Origin of the sequence: Arenibacter flavimaris, from assembly GCF_030291335.1 — a bacterium.
Lineage (GTDB): Bacteria > Bacteroidota > Bacteroidia > Flavobacteriales > Flavobacteriaceae > Arenibacter.
In genome coordinates this window covers 1-20094 of record NZ_JASWIM010000058.1, presented here as the reverse complement: position 1 = coordinate 20094, position 20094 = coordinate 1, and the positions used below count along the sequence as shown (strand labels likewise).

The 20094-nt window shown below is 42.8% G+C and carries 6 protein-coding genes; all 6 read left to right on the top strand.

The genetic code is table 11. From position 1 onward, the window contains the following. A partial coding sequence (locus tag QSE00_RS24130) for a gliding motility-associated C-terminal domain-containing protein (RefSeq protein WP_286107866.1) occupies positions 1 to 835 on the top strand: 835 nt, incomplete at its 5' end. Positions 836 to 850: 15 nt separating this feature from the next. Beyond that, positions 851 to 1804: a PorP/SprF family type IX secretion system membrane protein gene (locus QSE00_RS24125; RefSeq protein ID WP_110356684.1), complete on the top strand. Its 954-nt coding sequence runs from the start codon at positions 851 to 853 to the stop codon at positions 1802 to 1804. A 10-nt stretch (positions 1805 to 1814) separates the two neighbouring features. Further along, the gene (locus tag QSE00_RS24120) at positions 1815 to 3752 is read left to right on the top strand and encodes an OmpA family protein (protein WP_286107865.1); all 1938 of its coding nucleotides are present in this window, start codon (positions 1815 to 1817) and stop codon (positions 3750 to 3752) included. A gap of 208 nt (positions 3753 to 3960) precedes the next feature. Next, positions 3961 to 7341, top strand: coding sequence for a PA14 domain-containing protein (locus QSE00_RS24115; protein WP_286107864.1), 3381 nt, complete (start codon positions 3961 to 3963; stop codon positions 7339 to 7341). 351 nt (positions 7342 to 7692) lie between these two features. Beyond that, complete coding sequence (locus QSE00_RS24110; protein WP_286107863.1) at positions 7693 to 12864, top strand: Calx-beta domain-containing protein; 5172 nt, start codon at positions 7693 to 7695, stop codon at positions 12862 to 12864. 1133 nt (positions 12865 to 13997) lie between these two features. After that, a partial coding sequence (locus QSE00_RS24105) for a beta strand repeat-containing protein (RefSeq protein WP_286107862.1) occupies positions 13998 to 20094 on the top strand: 6097 nt, incomplete at its 3' end.

Genomic DNA, 20094 nt, shown 5'->3' with positions numbered 1-20094 from the left:
AAGCAACGTACTGGACAACGATACCATCAACGGTGAGCTGGTAGCTGCAGAGGAAGTAATACTTACATCTACACCAACGGATGAACTTACGATCAATGAAGATGGAAGTGTTAGTGTGGCCCCTGGAACGGCCGACGGCACCTACACAATAGAATATACGATCTGTGAAGCGGCCAATACTGACAATTGTGATACGGCCACGGTTAGCATTCAGGTAGGTCCCGATATGGGCAATGCAATCGATGCGGTGGACGATGGTTATACAACCGATACAGACAATACTGGATTAATACCCGATAGCAATGTACTGGACAACGATACCATCAACGGCGAGTTGGTTGCCGCTGAGGAAGTTGTGCTTACATCCACACCAACGGATGAACTTACGATCAATGAGGATGGCAGTGTTAGCGTAACCCCAGGTACGGCCGATGGCACCTATACCATAGACTACATGATCTGTGAAGCGGCCAATACGGAAAATTGCGATACAGGTACTGTTACAGTAGTTGTAGAAGAAGGTGACGAAGATGAAATAATTGAAGTAAATCAACTCGTGACCCCTAATTCGGATGGTAAAAATGACTTCCTATTCATTAGGGGGGTTAGAAATGCCAATAACAATACTTTAAAGATCTTTAATAGATGGGGTGTTTCCGTTTATGAAGGAAAGGGGTACAATAATCAAAATAATGTATTTGACGGTAGGTCCAAGGCAAGGTCTACAGTTACTGGAAACAATTATTTGCCCGCAGGAGTTTATTATTATATTTTTCAATATGAAAATAAACAGAAGAATATTACAGATAGTGGTTATATTTATGTGAGTAAATAAAATATTTTATAGTAGATGATATATAAAAAGAGTCTCCTCGTTACCGTTTTATTGTTGTTTTCCTTCTTTGCGGGACTATATGCCCAGCAGGATGCACAGTACACCCAATATATGTACAATACCATGAGTGTAAACCCTGCATATGCGGGGTCTAGAGGGCAATTAAGTGCAGCGGCACTTTACCGTTCCCAGTGGGTAGGTCTGGAAGGTGCACCCAAAACGCAGACCTTAAATTTGCATTCACCAATAAGAAATAGCAGATTGGGTTACGGCATTTCCATTATTAATGACAATATTGGGGATGGTGTAGTTCAAGAAACCCAGTTGGATGCAGTGTTGTCCTATACCGTTGATGTAGCATTGGATGCCAAATTATCCTTTGGATTAAAAGTAGGAGGAAATATGCTCAGTTTGGACTTTAATGGATTGAACAATTTTGATTCTGAAAACATTCAAGGCGATAATATTGATAATAAATTTTCTCCCAATTTTGGTGTGGGCGTGTATTATCATACCAATAAATTTTATGCAGGTCTATCTGCACCAAATTTAGTGGAGACACAATATTTTGACAATTCGCAACGAGATCCCAATTCGGTGGAATTCCTTTCAAAGGAAAGAATGAATTTTTATTTGATTACTGGTTATGTATTTGACCTTAATAATAATTTTAAGTTTAAACCTGCACTATTGACCAAAGTTGTGGGCGGGGCACCCTTACAAATTGATTTATCCGCCAGTTTCTTGTTCAATGACAAATTTAGTTTTGGTGCTGCCTATAGATGGGATGCGGCCTTAAGCGGTCTTTTGGGCTTTCAGCTGAGCGATCAGTTTATGATCGGCCTGGCCTATGACAGGGAAACTACCGAGTTGGGGGGGACGCAGTTTAATGATGGGTCCTTTGAAGTGTTTTTAAGATTTGAATTGGTGAAATCGTTCCGTAGAATGGTATCTCCGCGTTTCTTCTAAAAAAAATAAAATGATAAAAAGATTTTTTTTGCTGACAGTATTATTTTCTGTCCTTGGTAACGTCCTCATTGCCCAGGATAGATTGATAAATAAGGCAGATGAAAAATATAGGGACTATTCCTTTAGTCCGGCCATAGACATCTATAAACGCGTATTGGACAAGGGATATACGTCAGCGGATTTGTTAATGAAATTAGGAAATTCCTATTATTTTAATGCAGAATATAAAGAAGCCTCTGAAATTTATAAAAGACTCCTAAATGAATATAAGGAGGGAATTGGGCCTGAATACTATTTTAGATATGCCCAGACTTTGAGGTCGTTGGGGGAATATGATCTGTCCAAGGATGTAATGGCAGAGTTTACCCAAATAACGTCTGCAGACGTTAGGGCCAATCTTTATATGACCGAAAGGGATTATTTGGCGGAAATAGAGAAAAACTCCGGGAGATATGAAATTGGAAAATTTGCCTTCAATTCTAGATATTCGGACTTTGCCCCTTCGTTTTATGGACAGGGGCTAATATTCTCTTCGGATAGGGATACCGGCAATTTGGCACGCTATAGACATACTTGGAATTCCAAAGATTTTTTGGACCTGTACAAGGTTAATGCGGACAGTGTTTCTGAAAACAAGGTGGTTAAATTTGGGGAGGATATAAATACCAGATATCACGAATCTACTTCGGTTTTTACCAAAGATGGCAATACCCTTTATTTTACCAGAAATAATCTATTTGATGGTAAAACCGTTAAAGACGAGAAGGGAGTGGTAAGGCTTAAAATTTTTAAGGCGGTCAAAGAAAATGGTATATGGACCCATATAGAGGAACTTCCTTTTAATAGTGAATCCTACTCTATAGCACACCCTGCACTTAGTCCAGACGAAAAAGTATTATATTTTGCCTCCGATATGCCCGGTTCCTATGGTGAATCGGACATTTTTAAAGTAGCCGTTAACAGCGATGGTACCTATGGGACGCCAGTAAATTTGGGCAACATTATTAATACGGAAGCAAGGGAAACCTTCCCGTACGTTACTAGTGAAAATGTACTGTATTTTTCGTCCGATGGTCATCCTGGCTTAGGTGGCCTGGATATTTTTGCCACAAAAATTTCTAACAGTCAATATATAGGGACCGTTTTAAATGTGGGAAAACCTGTAAATAGTGAGTTGGACGATTTTACCTTTATTATAAATGAGGAAACTAGAAACGGCTATTTTGCTTCAAACCGCGAGAATGGAATGGGCGAGGACGATATATATAGTTTTGTGGAGACCAAAAAATTGGAATTCGATTGTATTAAACCAATAACAGGTACCGTAAGGGACAAAATATCCAATGAGGTCTTGGTTGGGGCAACGGTAAAGGTCATTGATGAGAATAATGAGGAATTGGCATCGGTAATTACGGATTCCAATGGAAATTATAGCATAGCCATAGACTGTAATCAGGGTAATTTTGTGAGGGCTACTATGCAAGGTTATGTACCTTCCGAGGAGTATTTAAATTTATCGGATAGTAAGCCATTGATAGTTGATTTTTATTTGGAAAGGGATAGGGTTACGGCCGGCTATGGGGATGATCTTGCAAAATTATTGCAGTTGAGTACCATTTATTTCGATTTTGATAGGTATAATGTAAGGCCGGATGCAGAAATTGAAATTCAAAAAGTAATTGCCGCCATGGAGAAGTATCCAAGTTTAAAACTTAAGGTCACCTCCCATACGGATAGTCAAGGGAATGATGCCTATAACCTATGGCTGTCCCAAAAAAGAGCAGAATCTACCGTTGCCTATATGATTTCCAAAGGAATTAGTGGCGACAGATTGGCAGGGGAAGGGTTCGGTGAAACCCGTTTGGTGAACCGCTGTGTCAATGGCGTTAGATGTTCAAAAGCTGAGCATCAATTGAACCGTAGGTCGGAATTTTTGATTTTGGAATAGAATATTTTAATAACTTCATAAAAAATGCAGTTGCCCAGGCAACTGCATTTTTTTTTGCGGGATTTGACTTTTTAAATCACGGACTTCAGGTTTTGATAATTTCACATGTGCTTAGAGAGGTTTTACAACATTGATTTTGTAAACATTTTCAAAGCACTAGATTTGTAGGGAATTTTATTGGATCTAGACCTTGTACTAAAATACGAACATGATTTTTTTCTCTACATTATTAAAATCTGGTGTCTTTAAGCAAGGAATGGTATTAATTTCTTTATTGCTCGTATGCCCCTTATTTGCACAAACCACTATTTGGAACGAAAATTTCTCGTATTCCAATGATGTTGCTACAGGGACGGCAACAGGAATATCCCCTACTAATTGGTCGTCCGGTAATGGTGCGCTTGTACGTTCCAATAGGATAGAAACAAGATCCTCCAGCGCCTCCGGTTATTGGAGGACGGACCCAATTAATATAAGAGGTTTGGCCGACATCAATCTAGGTTTTGACATAGCTGCAAATAATGTTGAAGGTACGGACCGTTTTTCATTTAGATATCGTTTGGATGGAGGAACATGGGTAAATATGGTGGACCCGGTCTTGAATCCAAGTAGTAGTTATTCTTTTTCGATTCCTATGGGTGCTACCTTGGAATTGGAAGCTAATTTTTCAACCAATGAGAGTAACGATAGATATCGGCTCGATAATATACTATTGGTAGGTAATCCACCTATGTGTACCAACACCTTGGCCTATGAGTTTTATGATATGGTGCCTGCTGGAAATTCTGTAGACAATATTCCTACTTTCGGAGCTTTGTCTACCGGCCAAATAGGCAGTTTTAATGTTGGAACCCTTCAAAATACGGTGGATCCAGGTGATACGGACTCCTTTGCCATCAGGTACACGGGATATATACAAATAGCAACGGCAGGAGCCTATACTTTTTATACAACCTCGGATGACGGTTCAAAACTGTTTATAGATGGGACGCAGATTGTAAATAACGATGGAGATCACGGTTCCCAAGAAAGAAATGGTTCTGTAACCTTGACCCCTGGTTTTCATCAAATTGAGGTGTTGTTCTATGAGAATGGAGGTGGTCAAGTACTCGAAGTCAGATATCAAGGACCTTCTATTTCCAAGCAATTAATTCCTTTCAGTATACTTTCCAATGATTGTACCGTACCCTTGATGGATACCGATGGTGATGGTATTCCGGATAGTTCCGATATTGATGCGGACAATGACGGGATATTGAATATAAATGAGTGTGGTACCGTTAGCGGGGGTGTTGTACAAATAGCTTCCAACGTACTGTATTTTACCAACCCTTCCAATGCCCAGGGTACCCCGGGAAATACATATGCCCATAACCCCACATCGGTATATCCGGGATCCAGTTCTAGGTTACTTTTAAGGTTTCCCGAACCAGTGACTGTTGGTACCGAGATAACGGTTTATTTGGGGGCAGCCCCCTCAGTTTCAACATCGGACATGCAAATACAACGCTCTACGGCCGCTGGTGGTAATAATGGATATTTAGCGGCTGCAAATGGAGTGCCTAGCGGCAGCATTTCCCAATATACCTTTACCGTTAGTGGCAGTGCAATAGAGTATATTCGAATTGAAGCTTACCAAGTAGGCGCCCGGGTTTATGGAGCTAAATATGGTGACGGAGGCTGTGATTTATTGGACACCGATTTGGACGGAGTGCCTAATTATTTGGATTTGGATAGCGACGGGGACGGAATACCGGATAATGTAGAGGCACAGACTACAATAGGTTATTTACCTCCAACTACTTCGGATTCCAATAATGATGGGCTGGATAATGCTTATGGGGCCAATGGATTGATACCCGTAGATACCGATGGTGATGGGACGCCTGATTTTATGGATACCAATAGCGATAATCAGGGACCGGATGATAGGGCGGAAGCCGGCATAACCCTTTCTGGAGGCGACACGGATAATGATGGATTGGACAATGCCATAGATACGACCAATGGATATGGCGATCCAGGGGGAAGAATAGACAACCCTTTAAATACGGATGGAGGTTCAATAGCTTTACCCGATTTTGATAATGATGCATCCACGGGAGGGGATCTGGATTTCCGGGATGATATAGATACTGCTGCAGATCAACCTCCTACCATAGTTGCAACAGGCGATCAATTGTATTGTCCTGGTGTGGCCGTTCCTATTGTTCAGACAGTAACCATTACCGACCCTGATGATACTGAAATTTGGTCGGTTTATGTTCAGATAACTACGAATTATGATAGTTCTGGTGATGTGCTTTCACTAAGTGGTTCTCACCCTGATATTAATGCTTCTTGGGATGTTTCCGAGGGGAAGCTGAGTTTGATAGGCCCTGCTTCTTTAGCAGATTTTGAAGCGGCAATTTTAGATGTTGGGTATAATTCTTCTGGAAGCCCAACATCGGGAACTGTTAAGGAGTTTTCGATAGTCTTGGCGGAAGCAAATTACTTGTTGTCAACACAACATTATTATGAATATATTCCAGCTGTAGGAATTACCTGGACAGCGGCCAGGGATGCAGCCGAATTACGTACGTTCTATGGACTACAAGGATATTTGGCTACATTGACCAATACTGATGAAGCAGATCTTTTGGGAAAACAATCCAGCGGCGCAGGTTGGATAGGTGCCAGTGATGCTGCCGTGGAAGGTGAGTGGTTATGGGTAACCGGTCCTGAAGCTGGGAACCAATTTTGGACGGGGGCACAGACAGGAACGGTAACAGCACCCTATAATTATGCCAATTGGAACAATGGGGAGCCAAATAATTCAGGAAATGAGGATTATGCCCATATCAATGCACCAGGTACCGGTTTCGATGGTTCGTGGAACGATTTGTCCAACACAGGTGCTGGAAGTGGGAATTATCAACCCAAGGGGTATTTAGTGGAATATGGAGGTATGCCGGGAGACCCACCCTATCCACAAATTTCAGCAGTTACAAGGATAGTGGTGGATAATATTGATCCAACAGCGAGTAATCCATCGCCGCTTAATGTGAATTGTATAGTGGATATTCCTTCTCCAGACCCTGAGGTGGTATTGGATGAGTCCGATAATTGTACAGTAAATCCATCCGTAATTTTTGTGGGCGATGTGAGTAATGGAGGCAGTAACCCAGAAATTATAACACGTACCTATAGGATTTCCGATGTGGCAGGCAATAGTACGGATGTGACACAAACGATAACCGTAAATCCCATAACAATAAGTTCGGCTCCTACCGACCAGACTATTTTTGCCGGGTCGTCTACCAATTTTACAGTATCTGCCAATTACGTGGATTCATACCAGTGGCAGGTGAGTACTGATGGAGGTACACTCTACAACAACATAGCTGATGGGGTGGAGTATTCGGGCACCCAATCTGCAACTATGACAGTGAAGACCGTAGGATTGGACAAAAACGGTTATAGGTATCGCGTTTTGGTTTCGAAATCAGGTTCCGGTTGTACAGCGCTAATTTCGGATTCCGCATTGTTATCCGTTAGAGTTAAAACTGTTATTACCAATAAGAAAATTACCTATAGGGTAGATATGTAGCAGTGTTTTCTGTGGTTTAATAACTGGCCGGTTTTTTAGTCAATAGCTTGCTAAATTGAAATTTACAGAATGTTGTTTCTATGCAGGTTATCGACCAAATACATGGAGGCATTATAGGTCAATTTACCTGCCTTTTAATTTTCTTAACAGCAGAATTCATACTCTTCACGGTGACTTGGGTTCCTTACACAACAATATTTAGGTCATAGTTCCAATGAGTTCTATTTTTATTTTTTACAAAGGATTGTCTTTATTGGGATAATAAAGGAGTTTTTATTTCCTGATTAATATGTAGAAGTAAATGAACCTAGATTTTCTGTTGTTAAAATAGGCTCACAATGCAAAGTGTTAATGAAGATTTTAAGTAGATATCTAGTTTTTTTACTGGCATTATTATCGATGTCAGGTCTTTTTGGGCAGCAGACCTATTTGGACAATTTTGGCAATACTTCGTATTCCAATAATAACGGGAATTCTAACTTTTCTACAAATTGGGATGAAGATAATGATGGCGATAGCCCATCAGGTGGAAATATTCGTATCACAGGTAATAGATTGCGGTTTGATGAATTGGATAATAACGATAGGATAAGGCGGTACCTAAACTTGGATGGTGCTACCGCCGTGACATTGACTTTGGATTATGATGCAGACGATAGGGGAAATGAAGGCTTGAATGTTCAACTTTGGAACAATTCCACTTCATCATGGCAAACCATAAGCTCCATTAATAGTTCTAACTCCGGTACCATTTCACATACTTTAACGGCAGCCCAGATTTCAAGTAATTCGGCTATTCGTTTTGTTTCCAATAGTAATGGTTGGGGAAACAATGAGCGCATTTATATCGACAACGTACTATTTACCGCTATTTTCAATCCTGTAATAGTGGTTGATGATGTTACCGTTAACGAGGGGGATGGTACGGCTACCTTTACCGCAACCCATACAGGGGCAAATGCCGTTGGAGCATTTACCGTGAATTATGCAACCTCCAATGGTTCTGCAATAGCTGGTTCCGACTATACTTCTTCAACAGGTACACTTGTATTTAATGGGCTATCGGGTGATTCTGAAACAATTACTGTTCCATTATTGGATGATGCCACTTCAGAAAATAATGAAACATTTACAGTGCGGTTTACAAGTGCTTCCAATGCTAGTGTTGATATTTCAGATACGGCCGTAGGAACCATTGTTGATAATGACACTTTTATCATAACCAATGGTGCTACCGATAATACTTGTAGTGGTACTTTTCTTGATTCTGGAGGGTCTGGAAATTATTCCAGCAATCAGAGTTTTGTATACACCCTATGTCCGGATACGATCAATACAGATCTATCTTTGAATTTCAACAGTTTTGATCTGGAATCAGGGTATGATTTTTTATATATTTATGATGGGACATCTACCTCGGCCACTTTAATAGGTCAATACCATAATGGCAATCCACCCCCTTCTTCTATAACCGCAACCAGCGCTTCAGGGTGTTTAACTTTTAGGTTTACCTCAGATTATAGTGTAACTGGTACAGGATGGGAGGCATTAATCTCTTGTTTGCCTAGAGGTCCAAGGATGAATATTGAGGATGTTACAGTAAACGAAGGAGCAGGTACTGCAACGTTTACAGTTACGCATAATGGTCCAAGTGCGGCAGGTGCTTTTACCGTGGATTATCAAACGGTAAACGGTTCTGCGAGTTCGGGAAGTGATTATACCTCTACTACGGGAACTTTAAATTTCAATGGAACCACTGGAGATTCTGAATCTTTTACAGTTGCCATAATCGATGATGGTATAATAGAAAGCAGTGAAACCTTTACCATTCAACTTACAGCATCATCCGATGCCAGTGTTAATCTTACCGATACGGCCGATGCAACCATTGTTGATAACGACGGGATTATAATGACCAATGGAACTACGGTAAATACATGTAGTGATACGTTTTTGGATCCTGGAGGGATAAATAATTATAATAATAACCAGGACATTGTATATACTATTTGTCCTGATGTTGTAGATAATTACATTAGTTTGGATTTTATTGGTTTTGATGTAGCCAATGACGATCGCTTATATATTTATGAAGGAACAACAACTTCTGGGACCTTAATAGGGCAGTACAATAATAATAATGTACCGGATATTATAGAGTCGACCCATGCTTCCGGTTGTTTAACATTTAGGTTTACCTCCAATGGTTCCAATACGGCAGGAGGTTGGGAAGCGGAGGTTAACTGTTATCCAGAGGGTCCTAAAATAGTTATAGATGATATTTCCTTTGACGAAGATGTAGGCAATGCGGTCTTTACAGTAAGACAGACAAGGGCAAGGCATGGATATAATTTTCTGTTCAGTTTTATACATGTTCCATTTACAGTAAATTTCGAAACGGTAGATGGCACCGCTTTGGCAGGTAGTGATTATACTGCGACCACTGGGACCTTGACCTTTAACGGTGAACTGGGAAATGTCCAAACTATTTCGATACCTATTTCCAATGATGGGGTTCCGGAGAATGCGGAAGAGTTTACCATAAGATTTACTGGGGCTACTTCCACATACGGTACCATTAATTATTCGGATACTGGAACAGGAACTATTAACACGCAGATTCTGGCCAATGATCCGTTGACACTTTTTCAGGAGTTTGACGGGTACTACGATTATTCTACTACAGGAGGTACTTTGAGAACCGAAAGCAACAGTGGAAACGCATGTGCTATAACAACGTCTTCTTCCAATACGCTGGTTTCTCCAATTCCGGCCTCGGCCACTGTGGAAAGGGCCTATTTGTATTGGGCACATTCCAACACCGTACGTGATCCGGATGTAACATTTGAGGGACAAAATGTTTCTGCAAATTATTTATACCAGACTACGCTGACCAACAGAAATTTTTATGGCTATGTAAGTGATGTAACCAGTATTGTACAAGGGATTCCCAACCCATCAACAAATACTTACGACTTTAGCGATCTGGACATAGACAATACAGGAAGTTATTGCTCAACCGCTACAGTGCTTGGGGGATGGACTTTAATTGTATTTTATGAAGACCCTTCATTGCCCGCTGTAAATATTAATTTATACCAAGGTTTTGATGGTCTAAGCAATTCGGGAACTTCTTTTACCCTGGATTCTTTCTTTGCTATTGCGGGCTCTGGGGCAAAAGCCTCGTTTTTATCTTGGGAGGGTGACCCAAACTTGGATGGTTCAAGTTCTGGTTCCAGCAATCCCGAAGAACTTTCCATAACCAATCAATCGGGCACTACTTACGTGCTTTCAGGAGACGGAGGTCAATCGGGCAATAATGCCTACAACTCCACTATTTATGACAATACGGTAGGTCCGGTGTACAATTCCGCAACTTCATATGGTGTGGATCTGGATACCTATGATATATCTTCATATATACTACCATCGGATAGCCAGGTTACCGCCAATGTAGATGTGGGGCAGGATTTTGTAATCTCTGCTGCAGTGGTTATTAAGGTTCCTTCCAATTTAATTGCTGGCCGAGTTTTCGAAGATGTAAATTATCCAGGTGGGCCTGGTCGGGATAGGTTGTCTTCCGGGGGATTACCTGTATCTGGAGCAGTTGTGGAACTATTTGATTCCGCTGGCAATTTTATACAGAGAAAGAATACTGATATCAATGGCTATTATTCCTTTGGGGGAATGGCCGATGGGGACTATCGCATAAAGGCTGTTAATTCTACCGTGCGCTCAAATAGGGGCGGACTAAATTGCTCTACCTGCTATCCGGTACAAACCTTTAGAAAGTACCGTGGCCCTTCCTCTTTGATAGAGGTAACGGACGAGGTAGGAGGTGCAAATCCTAGTGCCCAGCAAGATGTTGCTTTGGGAGTTATAAATAATGCGCAGAGTGTATCCACGGTTTCCGTAGCAGGTGATGGAGTAGTGGGCATAGATTTCGGTTTTAACTTCAACACCATAGTAAATACCAATGAATTTGGTCAAGGCTCGTTGGAACAATTCATAGTTAATTCCAATAACTTAAATGAAACCGGATTGGATATAGAGGCCAATTCCATATTTGACCCTGCTGCTGGTGAAGATACCTCTATATTTATGATACCTTCTACATCGGATGCATTGGGGAGAACAGCTGATTCCAATTTTGCCAATGGATTTTTCGATATCAATATTACTGATGCCTACCAGTTATCAATAATAACGGGGACAAACACCGTTATTGATGGTAGGACCCAAACGGCTTATTCAGGGGATACCAACTCAGGGACCATTGGGGACGGAGGTACAAGTGTTGGAATTTCTGCTTCCGTACTGCCCAATTATAATTTGCCTGAAATTCAAGTCCGTGGAGATTCCAGGGAGTTGTTTAGGTTGGAAGGAAATAGTGCTACCCTTCGAAATTTAGGGGTATATAACAATGATAAGTCGACCATTCAGGTAAATTCAGGTACTGCTTTTCTATACGAGAATTTACTCGGAGTAAATGCATTGGGAGCTAAGTCGGGAAATTTGGAATATGCCGTGGAAATTGTAGACGGGGAAACTACCATCGCCAGAAATTATCTCAGTGGTTCGGACGAGGCCGCAGTTCATTTGGATGGAGGAACCGCTACAGTTATCGAATTTAATCACTTTTACAGAAATGGAGCAAATGATACATGTTCAGAAAATATTTTAATTGAGGATGGCAATGCGATAACCATTCGCTACAATTTAATCAATGAGGCAGCAGGAATTGGATTGGAAGGGGATGACTATGCTGCCGGATTGATGATAACGGAGAACACCATTACCAATAATGGTATAAATAATAATGCCTGCGGTGGAGGAATATTCGATGATTCGGGTATTCGTTTGAAGGCAGCAGATGCCACTGTTTTTAGAAACGTAATTCACAGTAATCAAGGTGAGGGAATCGTAGTGGCGGAGAATGTTTCCGGTGTTTTGATTTCGCAAAATTCTATATATAACAACGGACAGCGAGCCCCGTCCTTGGGAATAGATCTGGATGAATCCAAAAAGAATGGGGATGGGGTAACCTTGAACGATTCCGGGGACGGAGATAACGGACCCAATAATTTGTTGAACTTTCCAATTATAGAAGCTGCATATGCTACGGGAACCAACCTGGTTGTGGAAGGTTGGGCAAGGCCTGGGGCAATTATAGAACTATTTTTGACAGATATAAACCAAGGAACCGCCACCGCTGGGGACAACCAATTGGGAATGACAACCGACTATGGAGAGGGCCAGACTTATTTGGCCACTGTAGTGGAAGGCAGTGGTTCGGATACCCGATCCGGGGCATCTTCTTTTACTGATTTGGATGGGAATACAGATAGTACCAATAGGTTTAAATTCTCCATCCCTCTTCCTTCAGGCGTTGTAAAAGGGGACTTTTTAACCTCTACCGCTACTATTTCCAATTCAACCTCAGAATTTTCACCTCATAGTATTATAAAGGGATATACGGTAATTACCAATAGGCGAATAACTTATCGTGTTAAAAAGAATTAAATGTTATACGTTTCTTATTAAGGCATTTCTCTGTTGAAGCTTTTCAAATGGCAAAAAAACAAACCTTAAATTTGAAGATGTCGCCATTTTAATCTTTGGCATTTACTTTGGTAGGGTATACAACATTGCGAAAACTTGTATTAGATCTTTGCAATACATATGATTTGTTGGTCACTTAGGATTACGCCCACTTAATTTCAATAAGGATTTACCTTCATTAAAAAACACCTATTTTTTTTATGGAGCTCTTTTGCTTTACCCAAATACATTGACCACATTTCAAAATAAACGCCTCCTCTTTAAGATTTATTACTGATTTTGGGGATTGGGATCCATACCCTTTATCCTGACATGGCCAATAAAAGAACTGCCCATAATGTTAAGTTATTTGATTTTTATGATGGTTTTACAGCTGATAATAGGGGCAGGATTACCATGAAACCATACTCTGAAAAGAGTCGGTGTACAGCTTGAAAATCGACAAATTACAAGTTTTAAAACTAGTTGGTCTGCAACCATAAATACTTTTTAACAATTGGAATCCTTTGGACGAGTTGCTTCGGAAAGCAATTGGGTATAATTACTATGTCTAAGAAGTTATTCGAAATCCTAGGATTTGGGTTTGGGGTCCCATTTTACAGGATTGGAAAAAGACAATTTAACACATTGATAATTAATCGATTAATTCTGCTGGATACTGTCCAAAGTGCTATTTTACTTTTGTTTTTTCAATTTTCGGAAGCTGAGGTTTTAGGGCCGTTCAATACGGATAAAACCCTCAAAATCTATCAGGAAATAATGGTTGGGATTAAAACTAATTAGTGGAATTATATCAAATTACAAGCAAATTTCCCACAGATTTTTCCCACAAATTATTTTCGGCAAGTATTGCTATTATTGGGATAATCGACGAGTGAAATCACTTGAAAATAGACCTTCGTATAGATCAAAACCTCAATTATCCATGTATAGACAGTACAAATATAGGGTTACACAACATTTATTTCCCACTGCCATGTATACGGCTAATTTTGTATGGTGTTATAAATCGGTTTGGTTCAATTACAACAGTTTTGAACATTCAAGACCGTTGAGCCACACTAAAAAAGACCAACTTAAGTAAAGTATATACCATGAAGAAGGGGATTTTAATAATCATATTTCTAATTTCTGGATTTGCCTTGGCGCAGACAACCGTAAATTTGGAAGACCAGTGTAATTGTGAGGTATTGAGTGGTACACTAGTTACTGCGCCTGGGACAACAACACCTACTGGTGCCGATGTTGGGGATGTATATGTAAATACAAACACAGGAACGATATACTTTTGGGATGGGGACTCGTGGGAGTTGACATCTACGGATAGCCAGCAAATTCAGGTTTTTAGTTTTAATCCCGTTAACAATCAGTTGACACTTACCCTTGAGAACGGCGGAACTTTTAATGCAGATCTAAGTAGCCTTGCAGGTGATGGTAATATTACATCAACTACCATTGATGTGGGTGGGGACATAAACGCTTTGTTGGGAGATGTAACATTGGAAATTGGGGATGATGCTGTTACGAATTCAAAATTGGCCGATAACGCAGTTCAAATAGAAAATATTTTAAGCGGAGGTATCGACAAAGTTTTGGTCACCGACGCAACAGGTTTAGTTGCTTGGGTTGATAAGTCGGGTTTTGCAACCATCGCCGATCAAATAACGATCACTGGGGCTGGAACTGTTGGAGATCCCTTCAAGGTAGAGGATCTATCCATAGTAACGGCAAAACTGGACGATGGAGCGGTTACCACGATAAAACTAGGTGATGACGCGGTCACCAATGCCAAGTTGGCGGACAATGCGGTACAGACAGAAAACATATTGAGCGGTGGTAACGATCAGGTATTGGTCACCGATGCAGTGGGAACGGTGGTTTGGGTTGACAAGTCCAGCTTCGATGCCATTGCGGACCAGGTTACCATAACAGGGGTAGGTACAATAGGCGATCCCTTCAAAGTAGAGGACCTATCCATAGTAACGGCAAAACTGGACGATGGAGCTGTTACCACGATAAAATTAGGGGATGATGCCGTCACCAATGCCAAGTTGGCGGACAATGCGGTACAGACAGAAAACATATTGAACGGTACCATTTTAACGGAGGATATTTCCTCAGGCGGTAACGATCAGGTATTGGTCACCGATGCAGTGGGAACGGTGGTTTGGGTTGACAAGTCCAGCTTCGATGCCATTGCGGACCAGGTTACCATAACAGGGGCTGGAACTGTTGGGGATCCTTTCAAAGTAGAGGATTTATCCATAGTAACGGCAAAACTGGACGATGATGCGGTTACCAACGCTAAATTGGCGGACGATGCGGTACAGACAGAAAACATATTGAACGGTACCATTTTAACGGAGGATATTTCCTCAGGCGGTAACGATCAGGTATTGGTCACCGATGCAGTGGGAACGGTGGTTTGGGTTGACAAGTCCAGCTTCGATGCCATTGCGGACCAGGTTACCATAACAGGGGCTGGAACTGTTGGGGATCCCTTCAAAGTAGAGGACCTATCCATAGTAACGGCAAAACTGGACGATGGAGCGGTTACCACGATAAAACTAGGTGATGATGCCGTCACCAATGCCAAACTGGCGGACGATGCGGTACAGACAGAAAACATATTGAACGGTACCATTTTAACGGAGGATATCTCCTCAGGCGGTAACGATCAGGTATTGGTCACCGATGCAGTGGGAACGGTGGTTTGGGTTGACAAGTCCAGCTTCGATGCCATTGCGGACCAGGTTACCATAACAGGGGTAGGTACAATAGGCGATCCTTTCAAAGTAGAGGATCTATCCATAGTAACGGCAAAACTGGACGATGGAGCGGTTACCACGATAAAATTAGGTGATGACGCGGTCACCAATGCCAAGTTGGCGGACGATGCGGTTCAGACAGAAAACATATTGAGCGGCGGTAACGATCAGGTATTGGTCACCGATGCAGTGGGAACGGTGGTTTGGGTTGACAAGTCCAGCTTCGATGCCATTGCGGACCAGGTTACCATAACAGGGGTAGGTACAATAGGCGATCCTTTTAAAGTAGAGGATCTTTCCATAGTAACGGCAAAATTGGACGATGATGCCGTCACCAATGCCAAACTGGCGGACGATGCGGTACAGACAGAAAACATATTGAACGGTACCATTTTAACGGAGGATATCTCCTCAGGCGGTAACGATCAGGTATTGGTCACCGATGCAGTGGGAACGGTGGTTTGGGTTGACAAGTCCAGCTTCGATGCCATTGCGGACCAGGTTACCATAACAGGGGTAGGTACAATAGGCGATCCTTTCAAAGTAGAGGACCTATCCATAGTAACGGCAAAACTGGACGATGGAGCTGTTACCACGATAAAATTAGGGGATGATGCCGTCACCAATGCCAAGTTGGCGGACAATGCGGTACAGACAGAAAACATATTGAACGGTACCATTTTAACGGAGGATATTTCCTCAGGCGGTAACGATCAGGTATTGGTCACCGATGCTGCTGGAACAGTGGTCTGGGTGGATAAGTCGAGCTTTGCTGTTTTGGCCGACCAGGTAACGATTACGGGTGTAGGTACAATAGGTGATCCTTTCAAAGTAGAGGATCTATCCATAGTAAATTCCAAGCTAGGCCCTGACGCGGTCACCAATGCTAAGTTGGCGGACGATGCGGTACAATTGGAGAATATTGCTGATGGTACAGCTTCTGGACAAGTAATACAATGGGATGGAACCGACTGGGTTCTAATTGATTTAGGCTCAGTGACGGTAACGGAAGTGGATGGTGTAATCGGAAACGAGGTTACAAACGCCACCGATGGCACTTTGGTACGTTCAGGAGCAGGAACAATGGTTAGTCCCTATACCTTGGACGTATCGGCCGATGGAATTACCAATGCAGAATTAGCGGACGATGCGGTTCATACGGAAAACATATTGAGCGGTGGTAACGACCAGGTATTGGTCACCGATGCTTCCGGAACAGTGGAGTGGGTTGATAAGTCGAGCTTTTCGGCCATTGCGGACCAGGTTACCATAACAGGAGCAGGAACTGTTGGGGATCCCTTTAAAGTAGAGGACCTATCCATAGTAACGGCAAAACTGGACGATGGAGCGGTTACCACGATAAAATTAGGTGATGACGCGGTTACCAATGCCAAACTGGCGGACGATACGGTACAGACAGAAAATATATTGAGCGGCGGTAACGACCAGGTATTGGTCACCGATGCTTCCGGAACGGTGGAGTGGATTGATAAGTCGAGCTTTTCGACCATTGCCGATCAGGTTACCATAACAGGAGCGGGAACCGTTGGGGATCCCTTTAAAGTAGAGGACCTTTCCATTGTAACGGCAAAACTGAATGATGGGGCAGTGACCACAATAAAATTAGGTGATGACGCGGTTACCAATGCCAAGTTGGCGGACGATGCGGTTCAGACAGAAAACATATTGAGCGGCGGTAACGACCAGGTATTGGTCACCGATGCTTCCGGAACGGTGGAGTGGGTTGATAAGTCGAGTTTTTCAGCCATTGCCGACCAGGTTACCATTACAGGAGCAGGAACTGTTGGGGATCCTTTTAAAGTAGAGGACCTATCCATAGTAACGGCAAAACTGGACGATGGAGCGGTTACCACGATAAAATTAGGTGATGACGCGGTTACCAATGCTAAGTTGGCAGACGATGCGGTACAGACAGAAAACATATTGAACGGTACCATTTTAACGGAGGATATTTCCTCAGGTGGTAACGATCAGGTATTGGTCACCGATGCTTCCGGAACGGTGGTTTGGGTTGACAAGTCCAGCTTCGATGCCATTGCGGACCAGGTTACCATAACAGGGGCTGGAACTGTTGGAGATCCCTTCAAAGTAGAGGATCTATCCATAGTAACGGCAAAATTGGACGATGGAGCGGTTACCACGATAAAATTAGGGGATGACGCGGTCACCAATGCCAAACTGGCGGACGATGCGGTACAGACAGAAAACATATTGAACGGTACCATTTTAACGGAGGATATTTCCTCAGGCGGTAACGATCAGGTATTGGTCACCGATGCGGTGGGAACGGTGGTTTGGGTTGACAAGTCCAGCTTCGATGCCATTGCGGACCAGGTTACCATAACAGGGGCTGGAACTGTTGGAGATCCCTTCAAAGTAGAGGATTTATCCATAGTAACGGCTAAACTGGACGATGGAGCGGTTACCACGATAAAATTAGGTGATGACGCTGTTACCAATACCAAGTTGGCGGACGATGCGGTTCAGACAGAAAACATATTGAGCGGCGGTAACGATCAGGTATTGGTCACCGATGCGGTGGGAACGGTGGTTTGGGTTGACAAGTCCAGCTTCGATGCCATTGCGGACCAGGTTACCATAACAGGGGTAGGTACAATAGGCGATCCTTTCAAAGTAGAGGATCTATCCATAGTAACGGCAAAATTGGACGATGGAGCGGTTACCACGATAAAATTAGGGGATGACGCGGTCACCAATGCCAAGTTGGCGGATGATGCGGTACAGACAGAAAACATATTGAACGGTACCATTTTAACGGAGGATATTTCCTCAGGCGGTAACGATCAGGTATTGGTCACCGATGCGGTGGGAACGGTGGTTTGGGTTGACAAGTCCAGCTTCGATGCCATTGCGGACCAGGTTACCATAACAGGGGTAGGTACAATAGGCGATCCTTTCAAAGTAGAGGATCTATCCATAGTAACGGCAAAATTGGACGATGGAGCGGTTACCACGATAAAACTAGACGATGATGCAGTGACCAATGCTAAATTGGCGGACGATGCGGTTCAGACAGAAAACATATTGAACGGTACCATTTTAACGGAGGATATTTCCTCAGGTGGTAACGATCAGGTATTGGTCACCGATGCAGTGGGAACGGTGGTTTGGGTTGACAAGTCCAGCTTCGATGCCATTGCGGACCAGGTTACCATAACAGGAGCAGGAACTGTTGGGGATCCTTTTAAAGTAGAGGATCTATCCATAGTAACGGCAAAACTAGACGATGATGCAGTGACCAATGCTAAATTGGCGGACGATGCGGTTCAGACAGAAAACATATTGAACGGTACCATTTTAACGGAGGATATTTCCTCAGGTGGTAACGATCAGGTATTGGTCACCGATGCTGCTGGAACAGTGGTCTGGGTGGATAAGTCGAGCTTTGCTGTTTTGGCCGACCAGGTAACGATTACGGGTGTAGGTACTGTTGGGGATCCTTTTAAAGTAGAGGATCTTTCCATAGTAAATTCCAAGCTTGGCCCTGACGCGGTTACCAATGCTAAATTGGCGGATGATGCGGTGCAATTGGAAAACATCGCTGATGGTACGGTCTCCGGGCAGGTAATGCAATGGGACGGTACCGACTGGATTTTAGTAGATTTAGGCTCAGTGACGGTAACGGAAGTTGATGGTGTAATCGGAAACGAGGTGACAAACGCCACGGATGGCACTTTGGTACGTTCAGGTGCAGGAACAACGGTTAGTCCCTATACCTTGGACGTATCGGCCGATGGAATTACCAATGCAGAATTGGCGGACGATGCGGTACAGACAGAAAACATATTGAGCGGCGGTAATGACCAGGTATTGGTCACCGATGCTTCCGGAACGGTGGAGTGGGTTGATAAGTCGAGTTTTTCGGCCATTGCGGACCAGGTTACCATAACAGGAGCAGGAACTGTTGGTGATCCTTTTAAAGTAGAGGACCTATCCATAGTAACGGCAAAATTGAATGATGGGGCAGTGACCACAATAAAATTGGATGATGACGCGGTTACCAATGCCAAACTGGCGGACGATGCGGTACAGACAGAAAACATATTGAGCGGCGGTAACGACCAGGTATTGGTCACCGATGCTTCCGGAACGGTGGAGTGGATTGATAAGTCGAGCTTTTCGGCCATTGCGGACCAGGTTACCATTACAGGAGCAGGAACTGTTGGGGATCCCTTTAAAGTAGAGGATCTTTCCATAGTAACGGCAAAACTGAATGATGGAGCGGTTACCACAATAAAATTGGATGATGACGCGGTTACCAATGCCAAACTGGCGGACGATGCGGTACAGACAGAAAACATATTGAGCGGCGGTAACGACCAGGTATTGGTCACCGATGCTTCCGGAACGGTGGAGTGGATTGATAAGTCGAGCTTTTCGG

Coding starts and splice junctions, on each gene's coding strand:
- QSE00_RS24110 (WP_286107863.1), top strand. CDS start 7,693: ATGAAGATTTTAAGTAGATATCTAGTTTTTTTACTGGCATTATTATCG.
- QSE00_RS24125 (WP_110356684.1), top strand. CDS start 851: ATGATATATAAAAAGAGTCTCCTCGTTACCGTTTTATTGTTGTTTTCC.
- QSE00_RS24115 (WP_286107864.1), top strand. CDS start 3,961: ATGATTTTTTTCTCTACATTATTAAAATCTGGTGTCTTTAAGCAAGGA.
- QSE00_RS24120 (WP_286107865.1), top strand. CDS start 1,815: ATGATAAAAAGATTTTTTTTGCTGACAGTATTATTTTCTGTCCTTGGT.